This window comes from Paenibacillus sp. FSL H7-0442 (assembly GCF_038593105.1).
Taxonomy (GTDB): Bacteria; Bacillota; Bacilli; order Paenibacillales; family Paenibacillaceae; genus Paenibacillus; species Paenibacillus polymyxa_D.
The window spans coordinates 41292-62520 of record NZ_CP151963.1; the positions used below are offsets into that span (position 1 = coordinate 41292).

General features: G+C 48.5%; 19 protein-coding genes. All 19 read left to right on the forward strand.

From position 1 onward, the window contains the following. Window positions 1-76 precede the first annotated feature (76 nt). The 19 genes from MHH57_RS00205 (at window position 77) to ftsH (ending at window position 21192) form a co-directional block, all read left to right on the forward strand. The gene (locus tag MHH57_RS00205) at window positions 77-307 is read left to right on the forward strand and encodes an anti-sigma-F factor Fin family protein (RefSeq protein WP_007428020.1); all 231 of its coding nucleotides are present in this window, start codon (window positions 77-79) and stop codon (window positions 305-307) included. A gap of 134 nt (window positions 308-441) precedes the next feature. Then, a complete protein-coding gene (gene mfd / locus MHH57_RS00210; protein ID WP_342434690.1) occupies window positions 442-3969 on the forward strand; it encodes a transcription-repair coupling factor in 3528 nt (1175 codons plus the stop codon). Beyond that, a complete protein-coding gene (locus MHH57_RS00215) occupies window positions 3953-5071 on the forward strand; it encodes a peptidylprolyl isomerase (RefSeq protein WP_165150738.1) in 1119 nt (372 codons plus the stop codon). The genes mfd and MHH57_RS00215 overlap by 17 nt, the downstream gene beginning before the upstream one ends. A gap of 167 nt (window positions 5072-5238) precedes the next feature. After that, window positions 5239-5781 carry a stage V sporulation protein T gene (gene spoVT / locus MHH57_RS00220; RefSeq protein ID WP_029519371.1) on the forward strand — a complete coding sequence of 181 codons (543 nt, stop codon included), beginning with the start codon at window positions 5239-5241 and terminating at the stop codon, window positions 5779-5781. A gap of 141 nt (window positions 5782-5922) precedes the next feature. Further along, window positions 5923-7581, forward strand: coding sequence for a polysaccharide biosynthesis protein (locus tag MHH57_RS00225; protein ID WP_342434691.1), 1659 nt, complete (start codon window positions 5923-5925; stop codon window positions 7579-7581). A gap of 156 nt (window positions 7582-7737) precedes the next feature. Beyond that, entirely contained in the window at window positions 7738-9237 is a 1500-nt protein-coding gene (gene mazG / locus MHH57_RS00230) for a nucleoside triphosphate pyrophosphohydrolase (protein ID WP_318628342.1), read from the forward strand. Between the two features lie 333 nt (window positions 9238-9570). Then, window positions 9571-9843 (forward strand): HU family DNA-binding protein, encoded by a 273-nt coding sequence (locus tag MHH57_RS00235; RefSeq protein WP_007428028.1) that lies wholly within the window; start codon window positions 9571-9573, stop codon window positions 9841-9843. Then, complete coding sequence (locus MHH57_RS00240) at window positions 9843-10121, forward strand: RNA-binding S4 domain-containing protein (protein ID WP_016818913.1); 279 nt, start codon at window positions 9843-9845, stop codon at window positions 10119-10121. Before MHH57_RS00235 ends, MHH57_RS00240 begins: the two co-directional genes overlap by 1 nt. A 178-nt stretch (window positions 10122-10299) precedes the next feature. Next, complete coding sequence (gene yabP / locus MHH57_RS00245; protein WP_025721693.1) at window positions 10300-10584, forward strand: sporulation protein YabP; 285 nt, start codon at window positions 10300-10302, stop codon at window positions 10582-10584. Continuing rightward, on the forward strand, window positions 10581-11159 hold the full coding sequence (gene yabQ, locus MHH57_RS00250; RefSeq protein ID WP_029514620.1) for a spore cortex biosynthesis protein YabQ: 579 nt from the start codon (window positions 10581-10583) through the stop codon (window positions 11157-11159). The genes yabP and yabQ overlap by 4 nt, the downstream gene beginning before the upstream one ends. A gap of 4 nt (window positions 11160-11163) precedes the next feature. Further along, window positions 11164-11493 (forward strand): septum formation initiator family protein, encoded by a 330-nt coding sequence (locus MHH57_RS00255; protein WP_029514621.1) that lies wholly within the window; start codon window positions 11164-11166, stop codon window positions 11491-11493. 123 nt (window positions 11494-11616) lie between these two features. Beyond that, entirely contained in the window at window positions 11617-12141 is a 525-nt protein-coding gene (locus MHH57_RS00260) for a S1 domain-containing RNA-binding protein (protein ID WP_014279051.1), read from the forward strand. A 6-nt stretch (window positions 12142-12147) separates the two neighbouring features. After that, window positions 12148-12573, forward strand: a complete 426-nt coding sequence (locus MHH57_RS00265; protein ID WP_318628341.1) for a hypothetical protein — start codon at window positions 12148-12150, stop codon at window positions 12571-12573. A gap of 73 nt (window positions 12574-12646) precedes the next feature. Then, window positions 12647-15154, forward strand: a complete 2508-nt coding sequence (gene spoIIE / locus MHH57_RS00270; RefSeq protein WP_318628340.1) for a stage II sporulation protein E — start codon at window positions 12647-12649, stop codon at window positions 15152-15154. Window positions 15155-15281: 127 nt separating this feature from the next. Further along, window positions 15282-16031, forward strand: a complete 750-nt coding sequence (locus MHH57_RS00275) for a VWA domain-containing protein (RefSeq protein WP_023986444.1) — start codon at window positions 15282-15284, stop codon at window positions 16029-16031. Continuing rightward, window positions 16015-16953, forward strand: coding sequence for a serine/threonine protein kinase (locus tag MHH57_RS00280; RefSeq protein WP_342435155.1), 939 nt, complete (start codon window positions 16015-16017; stop codon window positions 16951-16953). The genes MHH57_RS00275 and MHH57_RS00280 overlap by 17 nt, the downstream gene beginning before the upstream one ends. A gap of 66 nt (window positions 16954-17019) precedes the next feature. Next, a complete protein-coding gene (gene tilS, locus MHH57_RS00285) occupies window positions 17020-18468 on the forward strand; it encodes a tRNA lysidine(34) synthetase TilS (RefSeq protein ID WP_342434692.1) in 1449 nt (482 codons plus the stop codon). Window positions 18469-18515: 47 nt separating this feature from the next. Beyond that, on the forward strand, window positions 18516-19055 hold the full coding sequence (gene hpt / locus MHH57_RS00290; protein ID WP_025721686.1) for a hypoxanthine phosphoribosyltransferase: 540 nt from the start codon (window positions 18516-18518) through the stop codon (window positions 19053-19055). Between the two features lie 97 nt (window positions 19056-19152). Then, window positions 19153-21192, forward strand: a complete 2040-nt coding sequence (gene ftsH, locus MHH57_RS00295; protein ID WP_028542511.1) for an ATP-dependent zinc metalloprotease FtsH — start codon at window positions 19153-19155, stop codon at window positions 21190-21192. The last annotated feature ends 37 nt before the right edge of the window (window positions 21193-21229 follow it).

Here is a 21229-nt window from a genome sequence, read left to right on the forward strand (position 1 = left end):
AGGTAGACGGGCTTAAATGGAAGATTGTTGGACATACTGAAAGGTATAGAAAACTTTCAGGAGGCATATACATTACATGGTTGTTAATTATGTATGCAGACATTGTCGAACTTTCTTGGGACGGATTGATTCCGCTGCAATAACCGAAGAAAGGTTAGGCTTCCATTCCTTGACCCCTGCCGAACGTAGAGATATAATAGCGTATAATTCGGGCGGTGAAGTGACCGTCAAAGTCATTTGCGAGCATTGCAGTCAGGCACTGGAGAATAATCCAGAGCTGAGTCTGCTCGTTAATCCGCTCCAATAACAGGTATTCAACTGGTCCGATGTACCAGCTTGAGAGGTGAAGCGGCAATTCCGCTTATGGAGCCTTGGCAGCATTGCTGAGGCTTCTTTTTCGGTTTACATGTAACTATTTATAAGCATAAAGGGGTGCCTTTTTTGTTACAAGCACTTATTCAGGCTTTTACGAAGGATGCTGATTATGCATCCATTGCAGCAGGCATATCATCAGGGATGAAGGAACAACTGATATCAGGTTTATCAGGCTCTTCCCGACAGGTACTGATGGCCGCGCTTGCCGAAGATACCGGACGACCGTTAATGGTCATGACGCACAATATGTTTGCCGCTCAAAAAATAGCAGATGACTTACAGGAAGCGCTTTCCCCTGATCAGGTTTTATTGTATCCTGCCAATGAGCTGGTAGCTGCTGAAGCAGCCATATCCAGTCCAGAGACCTTATCCCAACGAATTGATGTATTGATACGCTGCGCCCAGGGTTTTCGTGGGATTGTTGTCGTGCCGTTTTCTGGTGTTCGACGTTTATTGCCAATGGCGGAAACATGGCGTGAGGCTCGTATTGAGCTGAAAGAAGGCGAAACAATTCAGCTGGAAGCGTTTTTGCTACATATGGTGGAGATGGGATACCAGCGTGTAGAGCGTGTGGAATCACGTGGAGAGATGAGCGTACGTGGAGGAATTATTGATTTTTATCCAATGACAACCCGTTGGGGCTATCGTGTGGAGCTGTTTGACGATGAAATTGATTCGATCCGTAAGTTTGATCCGCAAGATCAGCGATCGGTGGAAAAGGTTCAGGCCGTTACTGTAACGCCGTGTAAGGAAGTTATTGCGAATAACCAGCGTATGGATCAGGCGGCAGATGCCGCTGCTATTTTGTTGGAGGAGCAGCTGGGCAAAATGACGGATCGTCAAGCTAAGCAGCATCTGAAAGAAGAGATCCATCGTGAAATTGAGTTGCTGCGAGAGCATGTGTATTTTGACGAAATCTATAAATATATCTCCCTGCTGTATCCTGAACGTAAAACCCTGGCAGATTATATGCCGGAAGATACGATTCTGATTATTGACGAACCGGCGCGTATGCTGGAAACAGCCAAGCAACTGGAACGGGATGAGTCAGAATGGAATCTGCATTTGCTTCAAAACGGTAAAACGTTACCGCAGCTAGAACTGTCAGACGACGCGGACAATCTGCTGTACAACCGTAGATTTCAGACGTTGTTCCTGTCGATTTTCCTCCGTCAGGTTCCTCATACCCAGCCGCAAAATATTTTGAACTTCATCTGCCGAGGCATGCAGGATTTCCATGGCCAAATGAATGTGCTCAAGGCGGAGATGGATCGTTGGCGCAAAGCTGGCACACAGGTTATGATGCTGGCGAGTGGAGATGAACGTCTGGACCGGATGCGCCGAGTGCTTGAGGATTATGGTATTGATGAGCCGACGATGGCTATCGGCAATCTGCAAAGCGGTTTTGAAATGCCATCTATTCACCTGGCGGTCATTACCGAGGGTGAAATGTTTTCTCAGAAGCAGCGAAAAGCTCGTAAGCAGGGCCGCCATGTGGACAATGCAGAACGAATTAAGAGCTATAGCGAGCTGAAGGTGGGCGACTACGTCGTACACCAAAATCACGGGATCGGGAAGTACATGGGGATCGGCACGCTGGAGGTTGGCGGTATCCATAAGGATTACATGCATGTCCTCTACGCGGGTGGAGATAAGCTGTCAGTGCCGATTGAACAAATTGATTTGATTCAGAAATATGTTGGCTCAGAGGACAAGGAACCCAAGATTTATAAACTGGGTGGCAATGAGTGGACACGGGTTAAAAGTAAGGTGCGCAGCTCGGTTCAGGATATTGCGGATGACTTGATCAAGCTATATGCAGAACGACAGTCGGCACCAGGGTTTGCTTTTGAAAAGGATTCACCGGAGCAACAAGAGTTTGAGGATATGTTCCCGTATGATGAGACACGTGACCAGATTCGGGCCATCGAAGAGATTAAGAAGGACATGGAGCAGAGCCGCCCGATGGATCGTTTGCTATGCGGTGATGTAGGTTACGGCAAAACTGAAGTTGCAATTCGTGCTGCTTTTAAGTCTGCTATTGAAGGCAAACAAGTAGCGGTGCTGGTACCGACGACGATTTTGGCACAGCAACACTATGAGACGTTCCGTGAACGTTTTTCAGGGTATCCGTTCAATATTCAGGTATTGAGCCGTTTCCGCTCGCGCAAAGAGCAGAATGAAACGATTAAAGGGGTCCGGCAAGGCACGGTCGATATTGTCATTGGTACCCATCGTCTGTTGTCGCAGGATCTGGTGTTTAAGGATTTGGGAATGCTGATTGTCGATGAAGAACAGCGATTCGGCGTAACCCACAAGGAAAAGCTGAAGAAGCTGAAAACGAACGTAGATGTGCTGACGTTAACGGCAACACCTATTCCGCGTACGTTGCATATGTCCATGCTGGGTGTACGTGACTTGTCAGTCATTGAGACGCCACCGGAAAACCGTTTTCCAGTGCAAACGTATGTGGTTGAGCATAGCCAGACTCTAGTCCGTGAGGCCATTGAACGCGAGATGGCACGCGGAGGGCAGGTGTACTATCTGTATAATCGTGTGCAGGGTATTCAGGAGATGGCTGCAGAGATCAATGCGCTCGTACCGGAGGCCAAGGTGGGCGTGGGTCATGGACAAATGTCCGAAACCGAACTGGAGAAAACTATTTTGGATTTCCTGGATGGCGAATATGATGTGCTGGTCAGCACCAGCATTATTGAAACTGGCGTGGATATTCCCAATGTGAATACACTCATTGTGCATGATGCCGATAAAATGGGGCTTTCCCAGCTTTATCAGCTGCGTGGGCGTGTAGGTCGTTCCAATCGGATTGCCTATGCTTATTTCACGTACCAGCGGGATAAGGTGCTCACGGAAGTGGCGGAGAAGCGCCTTCAGTCGATTAAAGAATTTACGGAGCTGGGCTCCGGCTTCAAGATTGCAATGCGCGATTTGTCCATCCGCGGCGCGGGTAACTTGCTTGGCGCTGAGCAGCATGGATTCATCGCATCCGTCGGCTTTGATCTTTACTCGCAGATGCTGGCTGAGGAAATTAATAAACGTAAAGTCAGCGTACTTGGAGAAGAGGATCAGTCCAATCGGAATTGGAGTACGTCGATTGATTTAGGCGTCGATGCTTACCTGCCGGGTGACTATATTTATGACAGCATCCAGAAAATTGAGATTTATAAAAAGGTTGCAGCGGTCAGTACCTTTGACGAGGCTTCTGAACTGGAGGATGAACTGGTCGACCGATTTGGCGATCTGCCAGAGGCTGTGCGTCATTTGCTAGCCGTGGCCCGTCTCAAGGTATATGGACGCATGTATGGCATCGAGTCCATGGTACAACGGGATGACAATATCGTGTTGAAATTCCATGAAGGGCGCCAGCAGGCGGTACAGACCGCCAAACTTGCCGAGATTGGCAATCGCTTTGAAAGACGTGTACAATTTGAACAGGGCACTTCTATGAGCGCACGCATAAAGGGTAAAGGTCTAAGTGATCCACAGTTGTTAGAACTGCTGGAACAATTTTTGAGTGCATTGAAAGAAGCATTCACATTGAAGGAGGAACTGCAAAATGCCACAACTAAATAAAAGAAAACCTTGGAGAATGCTCTCCTTGGGAATGGCAGCGCTGCTAGCTATATCCGTTCTGGCAGCATGTACGAAGCAAGCGGATGAGAACAAGGTCAAGGATGAACCGAAGGACAACAGCAAGGTTGTCGTGACCTATAAGGGTGGAACGATTACCGAAAATGAGTTCAACCAAGAAATCAGCATGATGAAATTCCTGTACCCAGAGTATGAGGCTGCGTTAGCTTCGGATCAGGTACGAGAGCAAATTGTAAAGCAGGAAGTGGTGTACAAGCTTCTGGCGGCTAAAGCGGACGACAAAGCCAAGGAGCAGGGTGCCAAAGAAGGGAACGAACAACTAGAGCAGTATAAAAAGTCAGTCGGAGAAGATAAGTTCAAGACATTTCTGAGTGATAAAAAACTGACCGAACAAGGTGTGAAAGATTACTTCACGCGTGTAATGACGGTAATCAACAGCGAAACTAACAAAGTAACAGATGATCAGCTAAAACAGGAATTTGAGAAAAATAAAGATCAATTCACGACAGCAACCGTGCGTCATGTATTGATTAACTTCCAAGATCCTAAAACAAAGAAAGAGCGCAAAAAAGAGGATGCCCTCAAGCTGGCGAAAGAAGTGAAGGCGAAGCTGGACGGAGGAGCGGATTTTGCGACGATTGCCAAGAAATTCTCAGAAGACCCAGGTTCTGCGTCTAACGGAGGTCTGTATGAGAATGCATCTGTAGCGCAATGGGTACCTGCCTTTAAAGAGGCCGCTGAGACCCAACCGATTAACAAAATCGGTGAGCCGGTGGAAACGGAATACGGATATCACGTGATCAAAGTGGAGTCCCGCAATGAGCCAACGTTTGATAAATTGAAAGACAACGAAAAGGCTGCCCTGAAGAATAAATTGGCCGGGGAAAGTATCCAAAACTTTACCGAAAATGATTTGACGAAACTTGATTTGAAAATCAATCTGCCGAAGGTACCAGCTACGCAAGAGAAAAGCGGTGCAACTTCTGGTGCCGGTAGCACAACTACACCGGGCGCAACAACAAACGGTACGGGCGATGCCAAGGCAGGAACAGCCAAAGATGGAGCTACAAACGAAGGTAAATAACTGAACATGCATAAGGAATTGGGAACAGATGAATACTATGGTCAGATATCACCATAAACACCATGACCGTGACGTTCTTCGTGACCGCTTCTGGGGGAGTGGAAGCGTCTTTCGATACCGTCAGTAGTTTACTAAATTCTTCTTGAGAAAGTGGGGCAACATGTGAAATGAAAGCTACTGGTATAGTTCGCCGTATTGATGACCTTGGGCGGGTAGTTATTCCAAAGGAAATTCGCCGCACCTTGAGAATTCGTGAAGGAGATCCGCTTGAGATTTTTGTGGATCGTGACGGAGAAGTCATTTTGAAAAAGTATTCACCTATTGGTGAACTTGGTGATTTCGCCAAAGAATATGCTGAGTCCCTGTTTGAAAGCACGGGCCATATTACAATGATTACCGATCGGGACACCATTATTACGGTGGCTGGAGGCTCTAAAAAAGAGTTTCTGGACAAGCCAATCGGTAGCATTATCGAAGGTAGTATGGATAATCGCAAAACTGTGCTGGAGACAGCCAGCGGCTCTTATGAGCTAACGCGAGACCACGAAGAAACACTCTCGTCCTTTGTGGCGGCTCCCATTGTTTCCGGTGGTGATCCCATTGGTTCCGTTGTATTGTTGAACAAGGACGAAAATGTAAAAATGTCCGAAATGGAGGTCAAAATGGCTGAAACAGCCGCTGGCTTCCTGGGCAAACAAATGGAACAGTAACATCCCGTTTCACCCCTGTATGACGTACAGAATGGCGAAAGCCGTCCTACGTTGCACAGGGTTTTTTTTCTTTCCGTGAGAAGAGGCGGTATAATAGGACTCGGGTAAGATGCATATTTCAGGTGGGAGTGGAGACGGAGAATGCAGGAAAATCGCGCCGCTTCGCGGCTGCTACGAGGTGCTGTCATTTTGACACTGGCAGCGGTAGCGAGCAAGCTGATCGGCACAGTGCAAAAAATCCCGCTGCAGAATATCGGCGGCGACGGCGTGTTTGGCATTTATAATACGGTTTATCCTTTTTATACGCTGTTCATTACCATTGCAGCTGCTGGATTTCCGGCTGCAATATCCAAATTTGTAGCTGAGTTTGAGGCAGTGGGAAACCGAGCAGCGGGGCAACGTGTTGCTCGGTTATCTTCGCTTGTCTTGGGTGTCTTCGGATTAATCCTGGGCGTGCTGATGTATACGTGTGCGCCGCTCATTGGTCAATGGATCGACAATGCTCACGTCATTCCGTCGGTGAGGGCGGCGGCGTTTGCCTTTTTGTTCGTGCCGGTTATGGCGGGACTGAGAGGATATTTTCAAGGTTTGCAAAATATGCTTCCGACTGCTGTTTCCCAAGTGACGGAGCAGGCGATAAGGGTAAGCGTGATGATTATACTGTTGCTGCTCATGCTGTCACAAGGAGCGGGAGCAGATATGATTGCTGCCGGAGCCGTGTTTGGTTCAGCAGCAGGTGGAGCAGCGGGCTTGGTCGTCATGTTGCTATATTGGCGAAATCACAGGAAGAGGCTTAGAAGGCAAGGGACGGTCATGGCGACAGTGCAAGCACAAGCTGGAGAGCTACACCCAGCGGAAAGCAATGGTGCCTTGTTAAAGGCGATACTGCGTTATGCCCTGCCTGTTTGCCTTGGAGCGCTAGCCGTTCCGTTAATTAGCCTGGTAGACACATTTACTGTACCTCGCTTGTTAAAGCAGGAGGGATTGGACGATACTGCGGTTATGGTGGCCTTTGGCGTGTATAACCGAGGTCTGCCGCTGGTACAGCTAGTCATGATGTTTGCCACCACCCTGTCGGCATTATTCATTCCATCGCTGGCTGAGGCCCGGGTAACCGGCGGTACGGAACTGGCACGTCGCCAGTGCGAGCAATCGCTGCGCTGGTTTTGGCTACTGGGACTGGCCGCTGCGACAGGCTTGATCGTGCTGGCTGTGCCCGTCAATGTGATGCTGTATGCGGACGACACCGGCAGCGGGGTCATGCGCTGGATGGCGCTAACCGCCGTTGGCGGCACGCTCAGCATCATCTCGGCTGCGCTGCTGCAAGGGCTTGGCGCGGTTCGCGCGCCGGCTCTGGCGATGCTCGCGGCCGCAGCAGCCAAGGCGCTGCTAAACTGGCTACTCGTGCCGCATCTAGGCACGGCTGGAGCCGCCATTGCGGGGGCTGTCGCCTATCTGCTGGCGGCAGTGATCAACATCGTGCTGCTGGCTCGCTTGGTAGGCCTGCGCGCGAGCTGGTCCGCCAGCGTGCTCAAGCCGGCGGCGCTGCTTATCGCCCTGGCTGGTGCGGCCGGGGCAGCGATGTGGGGCACCAGCGCTGTGCTGGGTGCCTTGGGGTGGGCTGCCGAAGGTCGTGCCACGGCAGCCGTGGAGAGCCTGCTGGGTGTAGCCGCAGGCGCCGCAGTGTTCGTGATCGGCCTCGCACGCTTGAGGCTGATCACGGAAGCCGAGCTTGTGGCGGTGCCCAAGCTCGGACGCCCGCTGGCAGCCGTGCTGCGCAGGCTACGTGTACTGGCTTAGCCAGGCATACGGCTTACGGCGTGAATCGGGACAACCATTTTATGAGCCTATACCACTTTGTGGTATAGTAATGCCAAAGCAAAGGAAGCGGAAGCGGGGTTAGGCCGTGTATTTTTTCGAGCATGAGCCTTGTTTCTGCGAAACGGAGGATGGGATATGAGCGTAACATTAACGGTCGTAGGTTTGGGCTCGGGGGATCCGGATCAGCTTACGATAGGGATATTGAACAAAATGCGGGGCGCTTCAGCGCTGTATCTGCGGACCAAGGAGCATCCTGCGGTTCAAGTGCTAAATGAGTTTGAAGTGGCTTTTGAGTCGTTTGACGAGGTATATGAGACAAAAGAGTCTTTCCCAGAGGTATACGAGGAAATTACCAGCCAATTGATTACGACGGCTGCTAAGGCGGCAGACGGAAGCGAAATCGTCTATGCGGTTCCCGGCCACCCTATGGTGGCAGAAGCAGCGGTGCAGTTGCTTAAGGAGCGTTGTCCTGCGCAAGGGATTGAACTGAATATTCTGGGCGGCGAAAGTTTCCTGGATGAAGCTTTTGTGCGTCTTGGTTTTGATCCGATTGAGGGTTTTCAGTTGTTGGACGCAGGTACACTGGATGCCAGCTGGCTCCAGCCTCAGCTGCATACACTGATCGGACAGGTGTATGACACCTTTACGGCTTCTGATGTGAAGCTGTGCCTGATGGAGAGGTATCCTGACGATTATGAGGTATATGTCGGTCACGCCCTTGGGGTAGAAGGGGAGGAAACGGTGCACAAGGTACCGCTGTACGAGCTGGATCGAGTAGAGGGCTACGGGAACCTATCCTTGGTATACATACCTCGCAGTGAAGATGAAGCGCTGAAACGGCGTTCTTTTGACCGTCTACACGAGATTGTCGATATTTTGCGCAGCCCGGAAGGCTGTCCTTGGGATCGTGAACAGACACATCAGTCGATTCGCAAAAATCTGATCGAAGAAACGTATGAAGTCATCGAAACGATAGATGAGGACGACCCTGAGCATATGAAGGAAGAGCTGGGCGATCTGTTGTTGCAAATTTTACTGCATGCCCAAATGGAAGAGGAAGTCGGAACCTTCAATGTGTATGATGTTATTCAGGGGCTGAATGATAAGCTTATTTTCCGTCATCCACATGTATTTGGTGACAATCAAGCGAATGATGCGGAAGAGGCGCTGCAAAACTGGGAGCAGATGAAGGCTGAGGAAAAACGGCTTAAAGGCACGACGGCAGCATATCCTTCTGTACTGGACGGGGTTCCGCGTGATCTGCCTGCTCTTATGAAATCGTACAAGCTCCAGAAGAAAGCAGCTAAAGTAGGCTTTAACTGGGATAGCATTGAGGGCGTATTCGATAAATTGGACGAAGAAGTGGCTGAGCTGAAGGAAGCGGTTCGTGAAGGGCATGCTGTGGAAGCCCAGTTGCTGGAGTTAGGCGATGTGTTATTTGTTGCCGTGAATGCAGCCCGATTTATGGGAGTAGACCCGGAAGAGGCATTGTCGGCTACCAATCGCAAATTTGTCGACCGTTTCCAGTATATTGAGCAGAAATTACGCGAGCAGGGGCGTCGTCCCGAAGAAAGCAGCGTAGATGAAATGGAGACTTACTGGCAGGAAGCGAAAAAGCTCCTTGGTAAAGCGTGATTCCACATATTCGCTTTTGGCTGCACAGAACAGTAAAATGAGACATATGCAGGGTTGAAAGAAGGCCCAGTTTGAGAGGACTTGCCAATGGGCAGAGTTTTGTAGTAGGATGTTGGCTTAACTGGGGTCGAATAAAAAAACGCCTGTCATTGCAGGATTTTTACGGACAAGCCAGAATAACTTGTAGTAATTCTGAAAATAACTGTAGCTTATAGTTAAGCGTGTTACAGTGACATTCAGAAGGGCTTCGGCCACAGTTGGACCTCACGTCTGCTCCATCAATGGACATGTAGCGTGATGATTATTTTTTGACATTTGGGAGGCTTTTATCTTATGAACAAGACAGATCTGATCAACAATATTTCCAGCAAAAGCGGTTTGAGCAAACGTGACGTTGAAGCTGTATTGAATGGCGTTCTTGGTGAAATTACAGATGCACTCGCTAGCGGTGACAAAGTGCAACTGATCGGCTTTGGTACTTTCGAAACACGCAAGCGTTCCAGCCGTACAGGCCGCAATCCACAAACCGGTAACACGATTGAAATTCCAGAATCGACCGTTCCTGCTTTTAAAGCCGGTAATAAGCTTAAAGAAGCCGTTAACTAATGCGTCTTGATAAATTCTTGAAAGTCTCGCGGCTGATTAAGCGGCGTACGGTAGCCAAGGACGTCTCCGAACAAGGGAGAGTGCTGGTGAACGGACGCGAAGCCAAGCCGAGCAGTGCGGTCAAAGTAGGCGATGAAATTACCGTCCAGTTTGGCCAGAAGCTGGTGACCGTGCGAGTGGAACGGCTCGCCGACACTACACGCAAGGACGAGGCTGCAAGTATGTACACGTTGGTAAAGGAAGAGCCTATTGCCAGGGACAATGGTTTAAACTGGTAAGCAGACATCTGACTTTCTCACAACTGTACATGAAAGCATTCCTTCATTATTTTATGAAGGAATGCTTTTTTTCTTTAGATGACGAGTTTTCGTCCATCATATGCTGATTAACAGCAAAAGCGGTTCTAAATCATACGGCCCCCTTCATAAGCTAAGAACAGAAGGAGGGGTACATGCCATGATTGAACAAGGGAAGTCGAAGCACCATGATCTGCGCATGCAAAGCCGCAAGCAACTCGATATTTCAGGCGTCAGCAATGTGGAGAGCTTTGACAGTGAAGAATTTTTGCTTCAGACCGAGCTGGGCCATCTCACCATTCGCGGACAACATTTACATATCAAAAACCTCAGCCTAGAAGAGGGACTGTTGTCCATTGAAGGTCTGATTACTTCCCTCGTCTACCTGGAGCCCGGGGCCCCGGCTAAAAACGGAAAAAGCCTATTCGGCAAGATCTTCAAATGAACCCTTACACGCAATGGCTGACGTTAACGTGGATGCTGGTGTCGGGCATAGCCATGGGAGTGGTGTTTGACAGCTACCGGGTGCTGTCCATCCGCTTTCATTTTGCCCGCTGGAGCGTTCATATATTGGACGTGCTGTACTGGGTGGCCTCGGCTTTGTTTATTTTCCGTGTGCTATACGCGAGTAATCGCGGTGAGCTGCGGTTTTATGTCTTTTTAGGACTACTTTTGGGGGTTTGGCTCTATTTTTGGGCCTTTAGTGTTACAACCCAACGTTTTGTGGTAATGTTATTAGAGATAGTTCGCAGACTGACGTTGATCGTGAACAGCATACTGCGCATCCTGATTGTTCTTCCGGTGTTAGCGCTGTATCGGCTGTTACGCAAGCTAGTCGGATGGACATGGGCACTTATTGTGTTCCTGGGAAGGATGCTGATATACATCCTGATGCCGGTTTGGAAGCCGATCCTATGGCTGATCGGTCCACTTAAAGCGCGCTGGAGGACTCCAGAGTCGCTCGTAAAGCTGGGTATCAGACTGAAAAACACAGCGAAAAGATGGTTTGGAAGGAGGTAGTATCATGCGTAATTCGTCTGTAGATCGCCATTCATCTTCTACGTCCAAGTCCAACGCGGGCGGGCGCAGGCGAATCATGATTTGGTTGCTATCGCTTGCCGCCTTTGGTAGTTGGGCAATTTTTACCTTTTTTTCTCAAGGCATGATTATGGCCGATCGAAATGAACAGCTCATCCAGAAGGAAAAGCAGAAGCAAGCTGCTACACAAACGGAACAACAGCTTCAAACCGAAGTGAATCGTCTCAAGGACCCTGAGTACATTGGCGAGATTGCCAGAAGCAAGTACGGTCTTTACAAACCGGAAGAGACGCCAATCATCGGAGATCAGAAATAGGAACATTATCGGGCCAATGCTTAGTTGACCTTGGTTCCGCCATTTTGTATAATCAAATCACCACAGCGGGATTTTTTTGCAAAAAAATCGGTTGTATATTTTAAGGGAGGATCATTTTATTCTATGGCAATTGAAGTGGGCACCAAGTTAGAGGGCAAAGTGACAGGCATCACGCATTTTGGAGCATTTGTGGATTTGTCTGGAGGTGTCACGGGTCTCGTTCACATCTCGGAAATCGCCGATAACTATGTTAAGGATGTTAACGACCACCTGAAGATTAATGATGTCGTGACGGTGAAAGTCATTAATGTTGACAAAGATGGCAAAATCGGACTTTCCATTAAGCAAACGATTGACAAGCCGGCAAGTGAAGCCCGTCCCCCAAGAGCTCCAAGACCGGAGCGTACGGGAGGACCAGGCGGAGGCGACCGTTTCGGCGGTGGAGGTTCAGGTCCAAGTCAAGGACGCGGTGGTGGTGGCGGTGGTTTCAACCGCGATCGTGGAGGCCGTTCTTTCAAGCCTGCACCGGGTAAACCTTCATTTGAGGATAAAATGTCACGCTTCCTGAAAGATAGTGAGGAACGCATTTCGTCGCTGAAAAAGAACACCGAAGGTAAACGCGGAGGACGCGGCGCGAAGCGTGTTTAATTCACTTTGACAACCGTATCAACCATACACGGAAAACCGTACAGTCGAAAGACTGCTACGGTTTTTTTGCGTTCTACCGACAATAGATGCGACATGCAATGGGTGTGGGCGATAAATCCGGTTATCGTTATACATGTATTTTATGAGATTCGCAATTTTGATGAAGACGAGGAAGCATTCGTGCTGGAAAGCGAATGTTTTTTTTGTCGTGAGGACATAATCGTCCGACAAACTCCAACGGTTTTCCGTCTATCTTCTGTGCAAATCGCTAGTCTTGGTCATAGTGATGGACGACATAGAGAGGTCAAGCAAGGAGTTAAGAGACGCAACTTCCATCTGCTTCCATACGGGCGTAGCTTGATGTTCAAGGTGATGCTCTGTCCTTTCGCGCAGAACGTTTTTTTGTCGGAAATTTCTTGGAATAAGACGTGAGGTTCTGACAAACTTTCTCAATCATTCCGGTTTAAGATGGGAACATCAAATTGATGAATGGGGTGCCTGACGCATGATGGAGAAATGGAACGTGGTACATTTTCCGGGGTTAAAATCTAGAAAGTCCAAATCCAAAGAGCGTACGGAAGGTTGGTCTTCCAGACTCAGAAAACGGCTGGATTCACATAAAGTGGTGCAATGGGTAACAGCGCAAAGATGGATGCTGCTATTGTCGGCTATGGGAGTTCTACTGGGACGCGCCACTATTTTGGACGAGCTTTCTCCTTTTGCCCTCGCTTATTTTGCGGTCATAACGTTCCTTCGGCGTGACCTGATGCTGCCTGTAGCTGTGTCCGTTGTGTTAGGCAGCCTGTTAGCTCCTTACCCATCGTTATTTATGATTGGTGGTGAGCTACTGGTATTTTATCTCCTGTATCGCGGGTTACGAACCTTCGATCGTCTGGAACTATCCTATGCTCCGCTTATGGTTTTCTTGTCTGTGTTTATGGTCAATTTATTTAACGCCGTGATGGCTCCAACTTTCACATGGTATGAACTTATCATTGTGGGAACGGATGCGGTTCTCAGCTTTATGCTTACGCTGGTATTTACACAGGCCATACCGTTGTTTACGTACCGCAAGAAGACAAGCCAGCTCAAAAATGAGGAAATTTTATGTCTTATTATATTATTAGCCTCTGTGATGACGGGAGCAGTAGGATGGACTGTTCATTCATTGTCTGTCGATCATGTATTGTCGCGATATTTGGTCTTGGTGTTTGCTTTGGTGGGAGGTGCTTCGCTGGGTGCATCGGTCGGTGTAATTACCGGTTTAATTTTAAGCTTGGCCAATATGTCTGCAATTGTGCAGATGAGTTTACTCGCTTTTGCAGGTTTGCTGGCAGGGATGCTGCGTGAAGGGAAAAAAGGTGCTGTTGCGCTTGGGATGCTGCTAGGCTCCTCCATTCTGACGATCTATTTGGATGGGACCGGGGACGTGCTGACGTCAACCTGGGAGAGCTGTGCGGCGATTCTATTATTTTTAATGACCCCAAAAAGTTTCTTTAAAGCGGTTTCTACCTATGTTCCCGGTACGCAGGACCATGCTAAATATCAGCATGAATATGCCAAAAGGGTTCGCGATCTCACCGCAGAGCGGGTAACGAAGTTTTCCCGTGTATTCAGTCAGTTATCCCGCAGCTTTCACCAGATATCTGCGAGTGAGAGTACGAAGTCGGACGGAGAAATCGAACATTTTATGAATGCGGTGGCCGAAGGGACATGTGCCTCCTGCTTCAAGTGTGAGCAGTGCTGGGACGGCAAGTTTATGCAAACCCATCAGTATATGACGGAAATGATGAGCGCCATTGAGGATAACCCGGATTTGGAGCCGGAGCAGATACCCCCGCAATGGAGCAAGGCATGTGCTAAAACGGGCGCTGTCCTGCAAGTGATGAAGCAGCAGTATAGCCTCTACCAACATAATATGCAATGGAAGCGCCAAGTATACGATAGTCGTCAGCTTGTTGCTGACCAGCTATCGGGTGTATCACAAATTATGGAGGATTTAGCGCGAGAAATTCAGCGGGAAGGGCAGACCATGCATCGGCAGGAGGAGCAAATACGAGAGGCTCTTGATAGACTGGGATTGTCCATCCAATCTATTGAGATTATTAACCTGGATGCAGGTCAGGTAGAAATAGAGATTGTCCATGCCTATACAAGGGGATTTGATGAATGTCGGAAAATCATTGCTCCACTGCTGTCGGACATACTGGACGAGCATATAGCTGTGATGCGCGAAACGGAGGCAGATCGCCGCCAAGGCTTAGCTACAGTCATGTTCGGCTCTGCTAAAACGTATGAGATTGCTACAGGGGTAGCTAGCGCCGCCAAAGGAGGCGATTTTTTCTCAGGAGACAGCTACAGCATGATGGAGCTAGGGAACGGGACTTTTGCAGTCTCGTTAAGCGATGGTATGGGGAACGGAGAGCGCGCGCAGCAAGAGAGCAGTGCAGCACTTAACATTTTAGAGGAATTACTGCAATCGGGTATGGACGAAAAATTGGCGATCAAGTCGGTTAACTCTGTCCTGATGCTGCGATCACCTGAGGAAATGTATGCTACGGTCGATATGGCGCTGATTGATCAGTATACGGCCCAGACAACCTTTATGAAAATTGGGTCTACGCCAAGCTTTATTAAAAGAGGAGAGGAGGTCATTCCCGTATCTGCCAGCAATTTGCCGATTGGCATTATACAGGATATTGAAATTGATTTGGTATCCCTGCAGCTCCAGCCGGGTGATATTCTCATTATGATTACAGACGGTATATACGACTCACCGGGTTACGCGGTTAATAAGGAAATATGGATGAAACGCATGATTCAGGAGATTGAAAGCGAAGATCCTCAGCAGTTGGCCGACTGTTTGCTAGAACGGGTTATTCGATACCAACAAAATCAAATCTATGACGATATGACAGTAGTCGTTAGTAAAATAGATCACTTCCGCCCAGAATGGGCAACTCTCCATGTACCTGGCATGAGGTGGTTGGAACGTCCACGGACGGTGAGCTAATCCGACATTGCCCGGGAAATTCCTTATTCGCTTTTTAAAAATCCGCATCCTTCGTTTGAATCGTTCCGGATTAGGCAAAGATAGAATCTATCGGAATAGATTAAGAGGAAGCGGAGGTCAAAAAACGATGAAGCAAATTTTGATCATAACAGACGGGTGCTCAAATGTAGGTGTTAGTCCAGTCATGGCGGCTGCCCAAGCTCTACGGGAAGGTATTACAGTGAATGTCGCCGGAGTCATAGATTATGGAACTATTGGCGAGCTTGGCAGCGCGGAGATTCAAGAAATTGCTAAAGCAGGGGGAGGGTTTAGCCAAATCGTTGGGACGAAGCAGTTGGCACAGACCATGCAGATGATGACGCGCAAAACGGTGGTTCAAACCATTCAGCAGGCGGTTAATAGAGAGTTAACGCACATTTTGGGCGAGGGTGGCGCCAAACATATCGGTGAACTTCCTCCGGCAAAACGAGCCCAAGTGGTTGAGGTGATGGATGAGCTGACAGAAACAAGCACCCTGGAGATTGCTTTACTCATTGATGCAAGTGCGAGCATGAAGCCCAAGCTGCCTGCTGTAGAGGACAGCATTCGTGATTTGCTGCTCAGTTTACAGTCCAGAAGCGGACACAGCCGTATATCTGTATTTCATTTTCCGGGCGGCAAAATGGGAGAAGACGCAGTCATGGATATCGGTTGGACCTCTGAGCTTAATCAGATCAAATCGATATTTGGACGCTTGCGGATGAAAGGGGCAACACCGACAGGTCCTGCCATTTTACAAGTGATTGATTATTACCGATATGTTACACTAGGAGAACAGAAAGATCTGGAAGAATCCTATGGCAAAGGAGAAGGGATGCTCGGTGACTACGTCGTCTGATCCCGTTCTTGCACCCGGAACGGTCATCAAGGGCAAGTGGAAGCGGAGCAGCTATGTCATCCAGCGCTTGCTGGGCCGGGGAGCGAACGGAACTGTATATTTGGTAAAAGAAGCACAGGCCGATCGGCAATTTGCTCTGAAAATGGGGAAGAACACGCTTGATCTGCAATCGGAGATTAATGTGCTAACCACATTGCAGTCTCAGGGCACTCAGACCGCCCTCCAGCGAAATGGGAATCCTTCCTTTTTGTTTGAGGTGGATGATGTAGTGTTACGCAGCGGAGAGATACCCTTTTATGTTATGCGGTACGTTAAGGGTGATCCACTTCATCGCTTTGTGGCAGCCAAAGGGCCGGAATGGTATGGCGTGGCTGGAACCGGTATACTGAATCGTCTGGCGGATCTCCATCAGGCAGGGTGGGTGTTTGGCGACCTGAAGCCGCAGAATATTTTGGTCAATGCCTATGGAGAGGCTGAATTAATTGATTACGGTGGGGTGTCTCTTGCTGGCCGGAGTGTTAAACAATTTACAGAGTGGTATGACAGGGGATTCTGGAATGCTGGCAGCCGAAATGCCGATTCCCAGTATGACCTGTTTGCCTTCGCTCTTCTAACGATTCATATATTGGAGAGCGAATCGTTAAAGGCGGCTGCCAGCAGGCTGCCACAGTTGCGTAATACGGCAGAATTGACGGTCATCATTCGCCGCAGCCGTGTATTACGCCCCTATGCCGAATGGCTACTGGGTGCAGTGCGTGGGGAATATTCCGATACTCGTGCAGCGGCCCGATCTTGGTCACGTTTGGCTTCCGCACATGTCAGGCAATCGTCGGCCAAAAGAGGGAATCCACGCTGGCTGGGATATGCTTTCACGGTATCGCTTTTGCTGCTTGCCGGAGCGCTCTGGATTGCGTTAAGGTAGCAGCATGACTTACATAAGATAACAGATGATCATCATTTTTACGGTCGGGAGAAAAGAGGGTCGTGAATGGGAACAACAAAACCGACCGGTGTTGTACAGGAAGTGCTCGCCTTGGCGCGAGATCATTCACTGTGGAGCCCCGGAGACCGCATTGTGGTTGCTGTATCCGGTGGGCCGGATTCGGTGGCCCTTTTGCACATTTTACATGAAATATCCGTTATACATATGCCTTTACAACTCGTCTGCGCTCACGTTCATCATGGATTCAGACCAGAGGAATCGGATGCGGAGGCTGAAGTGGTACGCAATACTGCCCGAAAGCTTGAACTTCCATTTGAAATGACTCGGGTCGATGTACCCGCTTATATGAAGGAGAGTGGGAAGGGACCACAGGAAGCAGCCCGCGAGATGCGCTATAGCTTTTTACATGATATGGCTACAAAATGGGAAGCGCAGCATATTGCAATGGCCCACCACGGCGACGATCAAGCCGAAACGGTTCTCTTGCACTTGCTGCGTGGTAGCGGCCCAGCAGGTTTGGCGGGTATGCGTTTGGCACGCAATGAAAAAAATGTGCAACTCATTCGCCCGCTGCTACGTATGTACAAGGCTGACCTGATTGAGTTTTGTAACTTGTATGGTCTTTCCTACGTGATAGACAGCACTAATTTATCGTCCAAATACCGCCGTAACGCCATTCGCATGGATGTGCTTCCTTTTTTGGGGCAATATAATGAGCGACTGACACCGTCCCTAAACCGGCTGGCCGAAACGATGGCTGACGAAAATGACTTTATGGAGGCATCTACGCTGTCGGCATACGAGAAAATGGTACGCTTGGATAATGGCAGGTACATGTTTCCCATCGCTTCATACCGTAAGCTACCCGTTGCTTTACAACGGAGGTTGATTAAACTAATATTAAATTATCTGCCTTCGGACAGTGAAAATTTTGATTTTCGTAAAATTGAGACCGTTCGACTAAGACTTCTCCAAGAGGCATCGTCTACATGGAGTTTGGATTTGGGAGGCGGTGCGGTTGGAGTCCGCGAATATGACCAAGCGGTTTTGTTTGACCGTACGCAAGTCGTTATGGGCGAATGGTGCTATGGACTAAGTGTATTGCCTATTTCCGGTGAGCTAGAGTTGCCTGAGGCAGGTGGTATACTCCGGTGGCGAAGGGCTTCCTATTTGGACGGGGACCATCCGACCAATAAGGAGGAAGCATGGTTCGACGTAGATCAATTGAGTCTGCCTTTGACTGTACGCTCGCGATTACCTGGAGATACCATGTATGTAATGGGATTAAACGGAAGAAAAAAGGTTAAAGATATTTTTATTAATGAAAAAATACCTCCTTCAATGCGTTCCGTTATTCCCATCGTCTGCGACCACTCTGGAGCTATTCTCTGGATTCCGGGCGTACGGCGTTCTGTACATGCCGCAGTGCAAAAGCACACGTCTTCGGTTATATATATGTCATGGCAAAGACGAGAGAGTCCGGGGCACCGGTAATTGCACAGGAACGGCTTTCATAGTATAAACTTAGGAGGTTTACACCGTTGCAAAATGATATTCAGGAAATATTGATCAGCGAAGAAGAAATTCAGAGTAAAATTAAGGAATTGGGTGCACAGCTCAGCGTAAAATATGAGGGGAAAAATCCATTGGTGATTTGCGTACTGAAAGGTGCGTTTATCTTCATGGCTGATTTGGTTAAAACCATTACAGTGCCGTTGGAGCTTGATTTCATGGCTGTATCAAGTTATGGAGCATCCACAAAATCCTCGGGTATCATCAAAATCATTAAGGATTTGGACGCATCTGTAGAAGGACGCGACGTTCTGATTGTCGAAGATATTATCGACAGCGGCCTGACGCTGACGCATTTGATTGAATTGCTTAAAAACCGTAATGCCAATTCGGTATGTGTCGTAACCTTGTTCGACAAGCCTGCACGCCGGACAGTTAATCTTGAAGCAGATTATACTGGATTTACGCTTCCAGATGCGTTTGTTGTCGGCTATGGTCTGGACTATGCCGAGCACTACCGGAACCTCCCATACATAGGGATTTTAAAGCCGGAAATCTACACCAGCTAATCTCAGCCTCCAGTCCTAGGACTAAATTAGGCCCTTTGTTGAGAAGGACTTACAGGCTATGGTAAAATAACTTAAGTGTCTCGAGAGGAGGTAGGGGATGAATCGGTTCATCCGGAATTCTGGTTTTTATTTGATTCTTTTTTTAGTTGTGGTGGGTATCGTTCAGTTTGTTAGCAACAGTAACGAAGCCTCCGATCTCCCTAGATATGACCAATTACGGCAAGAGGTTAAAGCTAATAACATCTCTAAAGTAACGGTCCAATTTGACGGTTACGCCTATCTTGTAACCGGTGCATATAAGAAGCAGCCGGCTAATGCTAAATCGACCAATTTTTCCGTATATGTTCCACCAACGGATCAAGCACTAAGTGAACTGGTAAATGCCAGCGAAACGAACGGGTTTGAATATGTACAGAAGAAAATGGAAGGCGAAAGCATCTGGCTGACGTTTTTGACTTCTATCATTCCTTTGGTGATCATGTTCCTGTTGTTCTTCTTCCTGTTTAATCAGGCACAGGGCGGTGGCGGCAAAGTTATGAACTTCGGCAAGAGCAAAGCCCGTCTGTATAACGAAGAGAAGAAGAAGGTTACGTTCGAGGACGTGGCAGGGGCTGACGAAGAGAAGCAGGAGCTTGTCGAAGTTGTAGAATTCTTGAAAGACCCACGCAAGTTTGCAGCTGTGGGCGCTCGTATTCCAAAAGGTGTTCTGTTAGTGGGCCCTCCAGGTACGGGTAAAACACTCTTGGCGAGAGCTGTTGCAGGCGAGGCCGGAGTACCGTTTTTCAGCATCTCGGGTTCTGATTTTGTAGAAATGTTCGTCGGGGTCGGTGCTTCCCGTGTTCGCGATTTGTTCGAGAACGCTAAGAAGAACGCACCTTGTATCATTTTCATTGATGAGATTGATGCCGTTGGACGTCAACGTGGCGCTGGATTGGGTGGCGGACATGATGAACGTGAGCAGACGCTCAACCAATTGCTCGTAGAGATGGATGGATTCGGCGCAAACGAAGGTATTATCATCGTAGCTGCTACAAACCGTCCGGATATTCTAGACCCGGCGTTGCTTCGTCCAGGACGTTTTGACCGGCAAATTACGGTTGACCGTCCAGATGTTAAAGGCCGTGAAGCAGTATTGTATGTACATGCTCGCAACAAGCCATTAACGAAGGATGTTAAATTGGACGTAATTGCGAAACGTACAACAGGCTTTACAGGCGCTGATCTGGAAAATCTATTGAACGAAGCTGCCTTGTTGGCGGCTCGTCGTAACCGCAGGGATATTTCGATGCGAGAAGTAGATGAAGCCATCGACCGTGTTATCGTAGGTACAGAAAAACGCAGCCGCGTAATCAGTGACCGCGAGAAACGAATTGTTGCTTATCATGAAGCAGGCCATACGATTATCGGTTTCTTCTTGGAAAATGCCGATATGGTTCACAAGGTAACAATTATTCCACGTGGACGTGCAGGCGGATATGTCATTATGCTTCCGAAGGAAGACCGCATGCTGACAACCAAGCAGGAATTGCTGGACAAAATCACTGGATTGTTGGGTGGACGCGTATCCGAGGAACTGTTCATTGGTGAGATCGGAACAGGAGCCTATAGCGACTTCCAACAAGCAACAAGCATTGCACGCAGCATGATCGTAGAATATGGTATGAGTGAGAAACTTGGTCCGATGCAGTTCGGTACTTCACAAGGCCAAGTATTCCTTGGACGCGATATCGGTCATGAGCAGAACTACAGTGATCAGATCGCTTATCAGATTGACCAGGAGATGAATCGTTTCATCACTGAATCTTATGAGCGTGCTAGAGAACTCCTGACCAAGTATTCCAAAGAGGTTCATTTGATTGCTCAAACCTTGCTGGTAGAAGAAACCTTGGAACTTGAACAAATCAAACGTTTGATTGAGACAGGTTCTTTGGATGGTGGCACGACTGAGGGAGAAGGAACACCGGAAAACGGTGAGCCTGTGATCGACAACATTGGAGACGTCCGTGTACGTATTCAAGGTAAGGATGACGAGCCTAAGAATACAACAGATCAACCGAATGATATCCCTAATCTGCAAAAGCCAGAGGATGATAACAATTCGGGCAACTCCGGTGGTACTCCACCGACAACAACCTAATCATTCAATGGATAGTTGAATAAGCGTATATGCAAGC

Coding starts and splice junctions, on each gene's coding strand:
- MHH57_RS00260 (WP_014279051.1), top strand. CDS start 11,617: ATGGCAATTGAAGTGGGCACCAAGTTAGAGGGCAAAGTGACAGGCATC.
- spoVT (WP_029519371.1), top strand. CDS start 5,239: ATGAAAGCTACTGGTATAGTTCGCCGTATTGATGACCTTGGGCGGGTA.
- MHH57_RS00225 (WP_342434691.1), top strand. CDS start 5,923: ATGCAGGAAAATCGCGCCGCTTCGCGGCTGCTACGAGGTGCTGTCATT.
- yabP (WP_025721693.1), top strand. CDS start 10,300: ATGATTGAACAAGGGAAGTCGAAGCACCATGATCTGCGCATGCAAAGC.
- MHH57_RS00255 (WP_029514621.1), top strand. CDS start 11,164: ATGCGTAATTCGTCTGTAGATCGCCATTCATCTTCTACGTCCAAGTCC.
- spoIIE (WP_318628340.1), top strand. CDS start 12,647: ATGATGGAGAAATGGAACGTGGTACATTTTCCGGGGTTAAAATCTAGA.
- ftsH (WP_028542511.1), top strand. CDS start 19,153: ATGAATCGGTTCATCCGGAATTCTGGTTTTTATTTGATTCTTTTTTTA.
- MHH57_RS00275 (WP_023986444.1), top strand. CDS start 15,282: ATGAAGCAAATTTTGATCATAACAGACGGGTGCTCAAATGTAGGTGTT.
- MHH57_RS00205 (WP_007428020.1), top strand. CDS start 77: ATGGTTGTTAATTATGTATGCAGACATTGTCGAACTTTCTTGGGACGG.
- tilS (WP_342434692.1), top strand. CDS start 17,020: ATGGGAACAACAAAACCGACCGGTGTTGTACAGGAAGTGCTCGCCTTG.
- MHH57_RS00215 (WP_165150738.1), top strand. CDS start 3,953: ATGCCACAACTAAATAAAAGAAAACCTTGGAGAATGCTCTCCTTGGGA.
- mazG (WP_318628342.1), top strand. CDS start 7,738: ATGAGCGTAACATTAACGGTCGTAGGTTTGGGCTCGGGGGATCCGGAT.
- MHH57_RS00240 (WP_016818913.1), top strand. CDS start 9,843: ATGCGTCTTGATAAATTCTTGAAAGTCTCGCGGCTGATTAAGCGGCGT.
- MHH57_RS00235 (WP_007428028.1), top strand. CDS start 9,571: ATGAACAAGACAGATCTGATCAACAATATTTCCAGCAAAAGCGGTTTG.
- yabQ (WP_029514620.1), top strand. CDS start 10,581: ATGAACCCTTACACGCAATGGCTGACGTTAACGTGGATGCTGGTGTCG.